This is a genomic window from Oryzibacter oryziterrae (assembly GCF_021864535.1).
In the GTDB taxonomy this organism is placed as follows: domain Bacteria; phylum Pseudomonadota; class Alphaproteobacteria; order Rhizobiales; family Pleomorphomonadaceae; genus Pleomorphomonas; species Pleomorphomonas oryziterrae.
The window spans coordinates 1-12,761 of the sequence record NZ_JAKJIC010000004.1; the positions used below are offsets into that span (position 1 = coordinate 1).

Consider the following 12,761-nt stretch of genomic DNA (forward strand, 5'->3'; position numbering starts at 1 on the left):
ACAGTCTCCTTCATGCCTGCAACAGTCGCTGGTCAGTTGCTCTGGGCCGCATCGAGGCGCAGGGGGATTTCGAGACGCGCCACTTCGCCCTCATCGGTCGCCAGCGCGTCCTCGCCGAAAGCCACCGTGCCGCCACAGGCGCGAGCGAGCGTCTCGATCAGGAAGCGGCGCTCGATGGCGGCCGCCTCGACGATGGAGAGATCCCCGCGGATCTCCGGCGCTTCCCAAACGCCGGCCGACAATGAAACCAGCAAATGCCCAGCCTCGATCCGCAGGCCGGCCGAAACCGATATGCCGTCTTCGAGAAGATCGCCGGCCTCGGCAAAGAAGCCGTCGATGGTATCGCCGAACAGCGTCGGACTGGCTTCCAGCATGATCGGGATCAGCGGGGCGCGGAACTGGAACGTGGCTCCGCCGCGCGCACGCAGGCTCTGCTTGCGAACCGCGTCGGTCACATAGGCGGCCGCATCGATGCGCGTAACGCCGGCCCCATCTCGTGTGGCGCGTTCGAGACCGGCCAGTTTCTCCATGACGTCCTGACGCGTCGCATCGGACCGGCCGAGGATTTCGTCCATGAACTCGCGCAGGCGCAGGCTGTCATCGTCGTCGCCGTTGGGCGGCGGCAGCAAGGCACGCGCCCTGTCAAGGCTTTCCATGAGGCCGCGCAGCCAGGCGGCAGCGCCCTCCGGACGAGACACGGGGGCCGGACTGACCGGCAACAGCGTGTTGAAGACGCGGTCGAGCGAGGCAGACGTCAGATCGCCCTTCGCAACGAAGCCATCGGCACCGGCCCGGCGCCCGATGAGCTCGATATCGTCATTTTCCAGCGAGGAGACGAGCACGATCGGTGTCTGGGCACAGTTGCTCTTCAGCTCGTCGATCAGCGGGATCGTCGTTTCCGAGCCGAGCCAGAAATCGCACAGCACCACGTCATAGCTGCGTTGAGTGACCTCGAAGCGCGCATCCGCCGGGGTTGAGGCATGCACGAAGTCGACGTCAAAGGATGGCATCATGCGCAGTTGATGGCCCAGAAGATAGATGTCGTCGGTATCGTCCTCGACGTAGAGCACGGCAATCTTCCGCCGTTCCGGTGGCGGAAAATCGGCATCGACCAGACGCAGGCGGCGCGACAGCGTGCCTGAAGTCGACTGGTAGCGGTGCTCAGTCCCACGGGACATACGCCCTCCTCACCCATCCTGATTGGCAGGCCGAACGGAATGATCAGCCTTTCCGCATCCCAACTTGCGATCTAGGTAAATTCCCGGAATCGGAGATTACCAACCCAATTCCCGAAAACGTACGCAACCGAAGTTTATTCCGATAGGTTTAATAAAAATAGTTAACAGGAAGTTAATTTTGCAAGGCACCTGCAATATGCACACAAAATTTATGTGGAAAAACAATTAAGTAATACTACTTAAAGAAATCGGAAAAGCGGTGGAAATCGCCGAAAATAGGATTGCGGGCCGAGCCGATCGAGGCGAACGGCGCAGCGCGCCTGGATTCGCCCGATTTAGTAAGTACCTGTGATGACGAAGATTTTACCAGATGTGTTTCGTCTTGAAAATGCCGTCGCTTCCGTGTCCTTTCACGGGATGAACGCTGCGCCCTTCAATACTCGCCTGAAAGGGCAAAACCCTTGGTGAATACTACCAAGTCTTGGCTGTAGTTCTCGTTGTTTTTACCAACGGTGAATTGCGGTTCGAAAGTGACGGTTGATCTGCTAGTAAGGGGCGATGGTCCGGTCGTGCTTGGGCAGGGTCAGTTGGCATTTGCATCTGTACGAACCGTGGTGGTCGCACGGATGAGGGTAGTTTTGGCAATTTGTGGCCGGTACCCCGACGCATGTGGAGTTTTCGATGGCAATTCTGGTGACCGGCGGTGCCGGCTATATTGGCAGTCACATGGTCCACGCCCTCGTCGATCGCGGCGAACGGGTCGTGGTTATCGACAATCTGTCCACCGGTTTCGAAGCGGTGCTGCCGGCTGCCGCGCGTCTTGTCGTGGGCGACATCGGCGACAGCACCCTGGTCGATCAGGTTCTGAAGGAAGAAGGGGTAACCGGCATTGCGCATTTCGCCGGTTCGATCGTCGTCCCTGATTCGGTCACCGATCCGCTCAGCTATTATGAAAACAACACGGTGAAGTCGCGGGCGCTGATCGCAGCTGCCGTGCGCGCCGGGGTCAAGGCCTTCCTCTTCTCGTCGACCGCCGCCGTCTACGGCGAGCCGGGCGTGTCGCTGATCGACGAGACCCTGTCGCCGTCTCCGGTGTCGCCCTACGGCTGGTCCAAGCTGATGACCGAGATCATGCTGCGCGACACCTCGCGCGCCCATGGTCTCAAATATGCGGTCCTGCGCTATTTCAACGTCGCTGGCGCTGATCCCAAGGGGCGCACCGGCCAGTCGTCGAAGCGCGCCACTCACCTGATCAAGATCGCCTCGCAGACCGCCCTCGGCCAGCGCGCCAGCATGGACGTCTACGGCACGGACTATCCGACGCCCGACGGCACCTGCCTGCGTGACTATATCCATGTCACCGACCTCATCGACGCCCATGTGCTGGCGCTGATGCATCTGCTCGGCGGCGGTGACAACCTCACGGCCAACTGCGGCTACGGCAAGGGCTTCTCGGTGCTGGAAGTGATCGACGCGGTCAAGCGCGTGTCCGGCGTCGACTTTGCGGTGAACCTGGCCGAACGCCGCGCCGGGGATCCGCCGGCACTGGTGGCGGATTCGCAGTTCATCCGCAACAAGCTTGGCTGGGCACCCAAGCTTGAGGATCTCGATACGATCGTTTCGCATGCTCTGGCGTGGGAAAAGTCGCTGTCGCTGCGCAACTCCAAGCCCTGAGCCGTCCCCGATCTGCAACAGGCGCGTCACAGGCTTTGGCCGTGTGGCGCGCCTTGTATTTTTTCTTGCATTACCCGCCGAAAGACGGTTTCTCAGGGCGCACGTACTCGTCGCTTTCTTGCTTGAGGGATTTGAAAACATGGCCGTCGCTACGCCGCAGAAGTCCGTCCGGACCGGCAACGTCACCTTTGACAACACGCTTCCCTTCGTTCTGATCTCCGGCCCCTGCCAGATCGAAAGCCGCGAGCACGCGCTGAAGATTGCCGACTTCCTCGCCAAGGAAACCGGAAAGGCCGGTGTGCCCTTCGTCTTCAAGGCGTCCTATGACAAGGCCAATCGCACCTCGCTCAAGGGCCAGCGCGGCGTCGGCATCGAGACCGGCCTTGCCATCCTCGCCGAGATCCGCGACACCTTCGGCTGCCCGGTTCTGACCGACATTCACGACATCGAGCAGGCCCGCCGCGCGGCCGAAGTTGTCGACATCATCCAGATTCCGGCCTTCCTCTGCCGCCAGACCGATCTCCTGATCGCCGCCGGCGAGACCGGCAAGACCGTCAATGTCAAGAAGGGCCAGTTCCTCGCCCCCTGGGACATGCAGAACGTTGCCGACAAGATCGCCTCGACCGGCAACGAGAAGATCCTGCTCTGCGATCGCGGCACGTCTTTCGGCTATTCGACGCTGGTCACCGACTTCCGCGGCCTGCCCACCATGGCCGAAACCGGCTATCCCGTGGTCTTCGACGCCACCCATTCGGTGCAGGAGCCGGGCGGGCGTGGCACGTCGTCCGGCGGCAAGCGGGCCTTCGCCCCGGCGCTTGCGCGCGCGGCAATCGCCGTCGGCTGTGCCGCCGTCTTTGCCGAAGCGCATGACAATCCCGACGTGGCCCCGTCGGACGGCCCCAACATGCTGCCGCTGGAATGGGTTGCCGGCTTCCTCGCCGATCTCAAGGCGATCGACGGCATCTCCAAGTCGCGGGCACTGACTGCCGGCTATTGATGAGAACCGAGCCGTCTCAGGCGCTCAAGGCCTGAGACGGGTCCTTGGCCAGCACGGTCCGCCGCAGCTCGGCAACCGTGCCGTCGATCGCGGTGATCGCCAGCATCAATTGGCCGAGCGCGCCGATATCCGGATCGGGAAGCTGCTGCATCAAGGCAAAGGCTTGGGCTGACAGTCCGTCGAAGCCCACATTGGCGGCCGCCCCCTTCAGCGTGTGCAGCGCCCGCTTGGCTGTCGCCTGATCGTCGTCGCCGAGGGCCTGCGACAGTTCGCTGAGCATGCTGGAGGCTTCTTCGACGAAGGAGGTCAGCAGAAAGTCCGCGTCCTCCACCCCGAGTTCCGTCACCAGTGCCCGAATGCGCTTGACGTTCACGCCCGCGCTGGCAGCCGGCTCTTCCGTCGCCTGCCTGGCTTCGGCCGGGTGCATCTGCCGGGGAGCGATCCGCCCCGAGAGGACGCGGTTGAGCGTGGCGAGCACGGCATCGCGTTCGATCGGCTTGGTCAGGAACTCGTTCATGCCCGCGGCGAGGCAGGCCTCGCGGTCGGTGGCGAAGGCATTGGCCGTCATTGCCACGATCGGTACCACCCGGCCGTGGGCGTGTGACTTGCGAATGGCGCGCGTCGCCTCGAGCCCGTCCATGATGGGCATCTGCATGTCCATGAAGATGATGTCATATTCGCGCGCATTGGCCATGGCGAGGCCTTCTGCGCCATTCTCGGCCACCGTCACTTCGCAGCCGAGGCGGCGCAGCATGCGCACGGCCACTTCCTGATTGACCCTGTTGTCTTCCACTACGAGGACGCGCAGATCGGCCGTGACGCCCGGCTGCGCCGCGCGCTGCAGCTCGTCATCCGGCGCGGGAGCGGTGAGCGCTGCCAGAAGATGGCTTCCGATCAAGGCGTTGAGGGGGCGCCAGGACGAACTTTCTTCCTTGCCGGCGATGCTGAGCTGCAGGTGAGCCAGGGCATGTTCGGGCGGCAGAGTCTCAACGGCAACCCGGATGTCGTCGGCACAAGCGTCGACTGTTGCACCCAGATGGGTGAATGCGGCACTGATCGCGGCGACTTCCTGCGCATTGCGGCCTTCAACGGAGAGCTTGCGGCCTTGAAGCGGCGGCACCGCGCCAACCGGGGCGTCGCAGGCTTCGAGCGGCAGTTCGAAATGAAACGTGCTGCCGGTGCCCTCCGAACTGGTGACGCCAATGCGCCCGGACAGCCCCTGCACGATGCGCCGGCAGATCGCGAGCCCAAGGCCCGTACCGCCGAACCGACGTGTAATCGACGCGTCCACCTGCGAGAACTCGCGGAACAGACGGTGCTGGCCCTCTTCGGAAATGCCGATCCCCGTGTCGCTGACTTCGACCCGCAGCGTCGGCGCCTGCGGTGAGCCGACATTCCTGAGGCGAACGATCACATTGCCGATCTCGGTAAACTTCACCGCATTGGCAACGAGATTGAGGATGATCTGGCGAATGCGGCCGGGGTCGCCGAGATACTGCGTGCCGAACGGCAGTTCCGGTGCCAGGATCACCACCAGGCCCTTTTCGCGCGCCCGGTTCTCCACCACGGTAATTGCCCCTTCGGCGACCGTGACCGGGTCGAAGGCAATGTGGTCGATGTCGAAGCTGCCGGCTTCGAGTTTCGAGAAGTCGAGGATGTCGTTGATCAGGTCGATCAGGCTGCGCCCGCAGGTCTGGATGCTGGACGCCAGGTTGCGCTGGTCGGCATCGAGATGGGTGTCGAGCAGCAGATCCGCCATGCCGAGCACGCCATTGATCGGCGTGCGGATCTCGTGGCTCATGGTGGCGAGGAAGGTGGACTTGGCCCGGTTGCCCGCCTCGGCGGCGCTTGCGGCAGCGCGCAGTTCGTCGGCCATGGACAGCAGGCGGGCACGACCGCGGCTGATCTCCTTGATCTGCCGGATCAGGTTGACGATGAAGATGCCCATGGTCAGCGTCAACGCGCCCACCAGGATGGCGAACACCCGGTAGAGGCTTTCCAGGTAGACCCGCGTCTCCGTCCGCTGCGCCGCTTGCTTGCGGTTGGCTGTGGTGACCAGCGTTTCAGTCGTCGACTGCATGGCCGCGAAATGGGCTTCGATGTCGTCCAGCAGTGCGGGGCTGACTTGGCCGGTGTGCACGATCTGGTCGAAGTCCGACGCCACGTGCCGGATGCTGCGCACCACGTCGGCGGTCGCCTTGACGAACTTGGGGTCGGAGCTGAACTCTTCGGGAAAGTCGCCGCGCTCCAGGACGTCCATGCGGCTGTAGAGGATGTCGAAGCGCTGCGTCAGGTTGGATAGGGACGCGGTATCCTGATGGTGGCGCACCTCGTCAACCGCCCGCAGAAGCTTGCCGGTCTCGCGGTCGAGCTGATAGGTGGCCCAGAGCGCGTCTTCCTGGACGGAGGATTGAATGTCCTGCTGCTGGCGCACCAGCAGAACGAAGACTGCAATGGCGGCCACCAGGAACATCAGGCCGGCGGCGATGAAGAAGAACAGCCCCGGCAGGCGCAGACCGAAGCGTTCGGTCTGCTTCATTTCGAGCGTGCCAGGGTCAGCGTGTGGGGTCAATCATGGACCTCGATCGTTGCGACCTGCCAGGCCGAACGGTTGAAATACTGTTCGTTGTAGATGTCGGGATATTCGGAGAAGGGATAGATCACGAACAGCGGTCCCTTGTCGCGCACGGACATCGGCATTCCGTTCATGGTCGAGGCGAGGATGACCGGATAGCTGGTAAAGTCCGAGGTCGGAATTTCCGTGGCAAAGTCGTTGAGGGCCGTGACCGTCAAGGCTGATCCCTTGGCACCCACCTTGTCGAGCAGCGCCTTCAGCACCGGGCCGGAGAACTCCGTTTCGCCTTCGGTCCACGGTGTCTTGGTGTGGGTGGTCCGCTGCTCGATCTCGTTGAGCATGGCCAGATCGAACTCTGCCTTGTCCCCATTGTTGGTTTCGGTGATCGACCCGGAAATGGTCAGGATCACCGGCCCTTTCGGCGGATCGAGCGCGAGCGCCGGGCTGGCCAGCGCAACGGCCATCATCGTCAAGGCAAGACGAGCGAGCATGAAGCAACTCCGAGCGGTTGAGAAAGGTCTATCCTGCGTCTCAGGCAGCGTTGATCACGGGATCGGGAACGGACTCGACGATCTTGATGATGCGGAAATAGCGCAGCGCAAAGGCCTGGGCCACGTCCGGATCGAACAGCGTGCCACTGTTGTCGGCGATATACTGGGCCGCCTTCTCGAACGGCCAGGCGTTCTTGTAAGGACGCGGCGAGACCAGGGCATCGAACACGTCAGCCACGGCGACGATACGGCCGGACAGCGGAATCTGCGTTTCCTTGAGGCCGCGCGGATAGCCGCCGCCGTTCCAGCGCTCGTGATGGGTTTCGGCCACTTCCGCCGCTAGGCGGATCAGGCGCGATTCCGACCCTGCGAGGATGGCCCCGCCCACTTGCGTGTGGGTTTCCATCAGCTTGCGCTCTTCGGCCGTATAGGGGCCGGGCTTGCGCAGGATCTCGTCGGGCACGCCGATCTTGCCGACATCGTGCATCGGGGTCGCCAGATAGATGTCATGGCAGAACTGCGAGGTCTGGCCGAGCTCCTCCGCCAGTTCGCGACTGATGCGGGCAACGCGCAGGATGTGGGCACCGGTGTCGCTGTCCCGGTATTCCGAAGCCCGCGACAGGCGCATGATGATCTCTTCTTCCATCACCGCCATTTCTTGCGTCGCCTTGCGCACTTCCGACTGCAGCCAGTCCGCGCGGTCGCGCAGCTTGTTGTGCATGTCCCTGAGCGAAGCGAGGTTGCGCAGCCGGGCCTTGGCCTCGGCCATGTCGACGGGCTTGGTCAGGAAATCCGTGGCGCCGGCTTCCAGCGCGGCATAGCAGATCTCTCGCTGGTCGACGGTGGTGACCATGACGATGGGAACATCGGCATAGTTGGGCAGGGCCCGCACTTCCTTGATCAACGACAGGCCATCCATGCCCGGCATCATGTAGTCGACCACAATCATGTCGAACTGGGCGCGTCTTGCCTCTTCCAGCGCCTGCAGCGGGTCGCGGAACGACGCCACGTCGCTCAGTCCCGAGTTCTGGGCCAGTTTCCCCAGCATGAACAGGTTGCTGGGATTGTCATCGATCAGGAGGAGTTTCATCAGCAGATCCAATCCGCGTTTCAATCCGTCAAGGATCTAGCATGCGAACTATGAAAACTTGGAAAAAAAGAATGCCAAATTGCATATTTATATTTGAGCAGTGTATCTTACGGAAAGTACTAACATGCTATTAACCATCGTGGAGCCATGCACTCGATATTGAAGTAAATACGAAACTGTCAAAATTATCGTTAACAAAGTTTGTACAAGGCCAGGAATTATTACAATTGGCTAAAGTTCTGCTAGGGGATGCAGAGGGATTGCCTGAAACGGTTTGATTTTGGTCTGGAAGCAGTGCCGCACGACGGGCAAGGTAGGGGTGACATCGGATCCCAGCGCCATTCTGCTCCCGCTCCGGTGACAGCACATCTCTCCAGGGCCGCACGCGTGGCTTTCTGAACCCGGCCGAAGAACTTGGGGCTTCGGCCGGGCTTTTTGCTTTCGCGTCGTGAGGCTCCCCGCCGCCTCTCACACACGTGACCTGGTTGCCGAAACCTTGCCGGCCGCGAAGGCTTGAGGCGAGCGGACCGGCATGGGGCCCGAGGCGGTCGTCCTGTCACGGTCGGCTGATGCAACCTGTCGCCGTCGATCGAATCAGGGTGATGTTTTACGTATGCAGAGTATGTGATTTGTCTTGAACCGATACAGCAGGCTATTCAGCTTGCCAAAGATTCGGAATCCACTCTGGAATAACTCCAGGTAAGGCGCAAAGAGCAGGATCGGCAATGCGCAGGGTTCAATTTATGGTTAGAAACTGCGGATACCGTTTTATCTTTCGTCATCATCTTGCTATCGTATTGTTCCGCCGGACTGGAAACAAATTGCCATGTCGGTGAGAATAGAAGCGAAGTAGCGTCACGTGCCATGTCGCGATGATGGCGAAGAATGTGCCGCCGCCTGCGGGCAACCGCGCGGCCCGTTTTGCCTGAAAGCGCCTGGGAGGCTTGGGCCGATGCACAATCCGTTCGCGGAAACGAAGGAAACCGAGACGATCCCGTCGCAAGCGGCCTTCGATCCCGCGCATCTGTCGCAGCCGGTCAGCCTCGACGACATCAAGGGTCTAGCCTCTGTCCTCTGGCAGCAGACCGACGGTCATCGCGTCTTCCGGGCGTTGATCGACCAGGTCCCGGACATGCTCTATGTGAAGGATCGCAGCAGCCGTTTCCTCCTGTGCAATCGCGCGGCTGCGCTCCGGCACGGATATACCTGTCCGGAGGCGATGATCGGCCTCAGCGATTTCGATATTCATCCGCCGGAAATGGCGCGCGAGTTTTTCGCGCGCGAGCAGGAGCTGATGGCGCTCGGCACCAGCCTGATCGAGCTGGAGGAAAGCATCGTCGACGGGGCGGGCAACGTCCTGTGGATGTCGACGAATAAGGTCCCCTTCGTCACCGCCGACGGCACCGTGGTCGGTCTGGTGGGCATGGGGCGCGACATTACCGAGCGCCGCAAGGCCGAGCAGTTGCGCCTGCACAACACGCGCGCACTGGAGCTGATCGCCGGCAACGCCCCGCTCAGCCACGTTTTGACCGAACTGGTTCTGCTGCTGGAGGCCCAGTGGCCAGGTCGGAATGCGTCCATCAATCTGCTTGACGCCCAGGGACTTCGCCTCAAGCGCGGTGCGGCCCCCAACCTGCCCGAAGCGATGACGCTGGCGGCCGACGGGCTGCTGATCGGCCCAAACGCGGGGGCCTGCGGCACCGCCGCCTATCGGCGCCAGCCGGTCATCGTCTCCGATATCGCAGAGGATCCGCTGTGGCGCGACTTCCGGGCGGTTGCCTTGCCGCTCGGATACTGCAGCTGCTGGTCGGTGCCGGTGATCTCCAGCGACGGACGGGTGATCGGCACCTTTGCCGTTTACGGTCGCTCGACCGGGACACCGAACACGGAAGAGCTCGACTTGCTGCAGGGCGCCGCCCGCATCGCCAGCATCGCCATCGAGCGCAAGGCGGTTCAGGACGAGTTGCGCTTTCTCGCCAGCCATGACGCACTGACAGGCCTGCCCAATCGCTCGCAGCTGGCGCGGTTGTTTGCCGTGACGGAGCGCGCCTCCGGTTTGCACGGTGGTCGCTTCTGCGTCTCCTTTGTCAACATCGACAATCTCGGCCTCATCAACGAGAGCCTCGGCCGCGATGCGGGCGATCAGGCGGTGCGCGAAGTGGCGCACATCCTGAAAGCGCGTGCAGGCTCGCGCAGCTCCGTCATACGCCTGGTCAGCGACGAATTTGCCGTGTTGATGACGCCCTTTGACCCGGCGGCCGTCGAGCGGCTGAACCTGGATCTGTTGCTACCGCTTGAAGGGCCCGTCGGCACGGTCAACGCCACGATCAGCGTCGGCTACGCTGTCTACCCCGATGACGGGATCAGCCTCGAGACCTTGCTGGTCAAGGCCGAGACGGCGCTGGTTCACGCCAAGCAGCGCGGCAAGAACAGCGTACTCCGCTTCCAGGCCGCCATGGGCAGCGGCATTCAGGATCGCCTGCAGCTGCTGCAGGACATGCGGCAAGCCCTCAACGAGGACCAGTTCGTCCTGTTCTACCAGCCGCAGGTCGACGCCCCGAGCGGCAGGATTTTCGGCGTCGAGGCTCTGGTGCGCTGGCGCCACCCGAAACATGGATTGCTGTCTCCCGACAAGTTCATTCCCCTTGCCGAGGAGAGCGGCCTGATCGTCGAGCTTGGCGACTGGGTGCTGCGCGAAGCCTGTCGCCAGGCCAAGGCCTGGCAACGGGACGGGCTGCCGCCCCTAAGCATCTCGGTCAACGTGTCGGCCCGGCAGTTCCAGGAAGGCGACATCTGCCAGGCGGTCGGTGACGCGCTGCGCGATAGCGGCCTGGACGCCGGCTGGCTCGAGCTCGAGCTGACCGAGAGCATGCTGATGCGCGACGAGGAAATGACCGTGAAGACGCTCGGCGTGCTGCGCGGCTTTGGTATCAGCCTCGCCATCGACGACTTCGGCACCGGCTATTCCAGCCTCAGCGTGTTGAAGCGCTTCCCCGTGCAGCGGCTCAAGATCGACAAGAGCTTCATCCGCAATCTGTCGGAAGATGACGCCGATCAGGCCATCGCGGCGGTGGTCATCGCCATCGGTCACAAGTTGCACATGCAGGTTCTGGCCGAGGGGGTCGAGACCGACAAGCAGCTGTCCGTGCTGCGCGAGATGGGCTGCGACGCCTATCAGGGCTATCTGTTCAGCCGGCCGTTGCCGGCCGAGAACATCGAGCCTCTCTTGAACCGGGCCTGAGCTGCCACCCCGGAGACGCCCGCGGCGGGAGCCTCCTGGGTGGCAGGATTGTCTCTCTTCAGCGGGCGAGCAGCGCCTCGATTTCGTCCCGCGACGGCATGGCCGGTGCGGTGCCGAACCGTGTCACCGCGATGCCGGCGGTGGCGCAGCCGAAACGGGCGGCGTCCACAGGGTCCATGCCGCGCGACAGCGCCGCCGCAAAACCGCCGAGGAAGGCATCGCCCGCACCGGTGGTATCGACCACCTTGCCGGCGGAGACCACGGGGATATGCACCGAGCGGTCGGCGTTGTGCAGCAGCGCGCCGTTCGAGCCGAGCGTGATCAGCGCATTGCGGGCGCCGCGCTTGAGCAGGATGTCGCCGGCCTTGCGGGCATCGTCGATCGAACCGGGCTCGATGCCGGTCAGCATGGCCGCTTCCGTCTCATTGGGGGCGATATAGTCCGAAAGCGCGTAGAGCTCATCCGGGAAAGCCACGGCGGGTGCCGGGTTGAAGATGGTGGTGACGCCGGCGGCGTGCGCGATCTCCAGCGCCCTGGCGGCGGCCGGCACAGGTTGTTCGAGCTGGGTGACGAACACCTTCGAGCCGGTGATGGCGTCGGCTTCGGCGTCGATGTCGGCGGGCGTCAGGGTCGACGGTGCGCCCGGGGCGATGATGATGGCATTGTCGCCCGTCTCGTCGTTGACGAAGATGAAGGCCGTTCCCGTCGGCTTTTCGGCAATCCGCTGAACGCGCGGCGTGACGCCGGCTCGGGTCCAGATGTCCACGGCGAGATCACCGAAATTGTCCTGCCCGAGCTTGGAGATGAACTTCACCGCTGCGCCCGCCTTGGCGGCGGCCACGGCCTGGTTGGAGCCCTTTCCGCCCGGTCCTATGGCAAAGCCGGTGCCGGTGAGGGTCTCGCCGATGCGCGGCAGGCGCGGACCGCGGAAGATGAGGTCGGCGTTGAAGATGCCGAGAATGGAAACGCCTGTTGTGTCAGCCATGGCAAAAGGGTCCGGAAAAGCGGGAATGGCGAAAGCAGAGGGGCGCCCGCCGGGGCACCCCATCTGCGCAGGGATCAACCTTCAGGCGGGATGACGCCCTTGGTCAGAAGGAAGCAGCCGTAGAAGCGGCGTTCGCCGGTCTGTACCACGGCATAGGCGCGCTTGGCTTCCTCATAGAAGGCATAGCGCTCCACATTGCCGAGCTTGAACTGCGGCCCTTCCCACTTGTCGATGGCCGCCTGGAACTCCTGCTGCACCGCCGGACGCTCGTCAGGGCTGCCCACCACTTCCATGCGGCGCGCCGGTTCGGGAATGAAGGTGTCCAGCGGAAACACCGACAGGATTGCCTCGGCAGCCCGCGCGGCCGTCGGTGCGGCAATGGTCAGCGCCTGCCCGACGACGGTCTCCCGCCCGACCGAATCGGAGGGGAAGTTGGTGTCCACGATGGCGAGCACGTCGCCGTGCCCCATGGATTGCAGCGCGTGCAGAAGATCCGCGTTCAGCAGCGGATCGATGTTCTTGAGCATCTT

The 12,761-nt window shown here is 63.0% G+C and carries 9 protein-coding genes; 3 read left to right on the forward strand and 6 right to left on the reverse strand.

Translation table 11 applies throughout. The features are described 5' to 3' along the window. Positions 1-32: 32 nt before the first annotated feature. Entirely contained in the window at positions 33-1,178 is a 1,146-nt protein-coding gene (locus L2I41_RS05870) for a response regulator (protein WP_237152593.1), read from the reverse strand. 681 nt (positions 1,179-1,859) lie between these two features. Between L2I41_RS05870 and galE the strand changes: the two genes are divergently transcribed. Together galE and kdsA are read left to right on the forward strand one after the other, a co-directional pair. Continuing rightward, positions 1,860-2,852 (forward strand): UDP-glucose 4-epimerase GalE, encoded by a 993-nt coding sequence (gene galE / locus L2I41_RS05875; RefSeq protein WP_237152594.1) that lies wholly within the window; start codon positions 1,860-1,862, stop codon positions 2,850-2,852. A gap of 139 nt (positions 2,853-2,991) precedes the next feature. Beyond that, the gene (gene kdsA, locus L2I41_RS05880) at positions 2,992-3,849 is read left to right on the forward strand and encodes a 3-deoxy-8-phosphooctulonate synthase (RefSeq protein WP_237152595.1); all 858 of its coding nucleotides are present in this window, start codon (positions 2,992-2,994) and stop codon (positions 3,847-3,849) included. A gap of 16 nt (positions 3,850-3,865) precedes the next feature. Here the strand turns inward: kdsA and L2I41_RS05885 are convergent, their stop codons facing one another. From L2I41_RS05885 to L2I41_RS05895, 3 genes are read right to left on the reverse strand one after another with little or no spacing between them, the layout of a single operon-like run. Next, positions 3,866-6,421 carry a hybrid sensor histidine kinase/response regulator gene (locus L2I41_RS05885; RefSeq protein ID WP_237152596.1) on the reverse strand — a complete coding sequence of 852 codons (2,556 nt, stop codon included), beginning with the start codon at positions 6,419-6,421 and terminating at the stop codon, positions 3,866-3,868. Then, positions 6,418-6,915 carry a putative pterin-binding protein gene (locus L2I41_RS05890; RefSeq protein ID WP_237152597.1) on the reverse strand — a complete coding sequence of 166 codons (498 nt, stop codon included), beginning with the start codon at positions 6,913-6,915 and terminating at the stop codon, positions 6,418-6,420. Before L2I41_RS05890 ends, L2I41_RS05885 begins: the two co-directional genes overlap by 4 nt. Positions 6,916-6,955: 40 nt before the next feature. Beyond that, the gene (locus tag L2I41_RS05895) at positions 6,956-8,005 is read right to left on the reverse strand and encodes an HD domain-containing phosphohydrolase (RefSeq protein WP_237152598.1); all 1,050 of its coding nucleotides are present in this window, start codon (positions 8,003-8,005) and stop codon (positions 6,956-6,958) included. A gap of 952 nt (positions 8,006-8,957) precedes the next feature. Between L2I41_RS05895 and L2I41_RS05900 the strand changes: the two genes are divergently transcribed. Beyond that, entirely contained in the window at positions 8,958-11,246 is a 2,289-nt protein-coding gene (locus tag L2I41_RS05900) for an EAL domain-containing protein (RefSeq protein ID WP_237152599.1), read from the forward strand. A 58-nt stretch (positions 11,247-11,304) separates the two neighbouring features. Here the strand turns inward: L2I41_RS05900 and rbsK are convergent, their stop codons facing one another. After that, complete coding sequence (gene rbsK / locus L2I41_RS05905; protein ID WP_237152600.1) at positions 11,305-12,231, reverse strand: ribokinase; 927 nt, start codon at positions 12,229-12,231, stop codon at positions 11,305-11,307. 74 nt (positions 12,232-12,305) lie between these two features. After that, a complete protein-coding gene (locus L2I41_RS05910) occupies positions 12,306-12,758 on the reverse strand; it encodes an RbsD/FucU family protein (RefSeq protein ID WP_237152601.1) in 453 nt (150 codons plus the stop codon). Positions 12,759-12,761: the final 3 nt, after the last annotated feature.

Excerpts from the sequence above, each read along its gene's own strand:
- L2I41_RS05870 (WP_237152593.1), bottom strand. The coding sequence starts at position 1,178 with ATGTCCCGTGGGACTGAGCACCGCTACCAGTCGACTTCAGGCACGCTG.
- galE (WP_237152594.1), top strand. The coding sequence starts at position 1,860 with ATGGCAATTCTGGTGACCGGCGGTGCCGGCTATATTGGCAGTCACATG.
- kdsA (WP_237152595.1), top strand. The coding sequence starts at position 2,992 with ATGGCCGTCGCTACGCCGCAGAAGTCCGTCCGGACCGGCAACGTCACC.
- L2I41_RS05890 (WP_237152597.1), bottom strand. The coding sequence starts at position 6,915 with ATGCTCGCTCGTCTTGCCTTGACGATGATGGCCGTTGCGCTGGCCAGC.
- L2I41_RS05895 (WP_237152598.1), bottom strand. The coding sequence starts at position 8,005 with ATGAAACTCCTCCTGATCGATGACAATCCCAGCAACCTGTTCATGCTG.
- L2I41_RS05900 (WP_237152599.1), top strand. The coding sequence starts at position 8,958 with ATGCACAATCCGTTCGCGGAAACGAAGGAAACCGAGACGATCCCGTCG.
- rbsK (WP_237152600.1), bottom strand. The coding sequence starts at position 12,231 with ATGGCTGACACAACAGGCGTTTCCATTCTCGGCATCTTCAACGCCGAC.
- L2I41_RS05910 (WP_237152601.1), bottom strand. The coding sequence starts at position 12,758 with ATGCTCAAGAACATCGATCCGCTGCTGAACGCGGATCTTCTGCACGCG.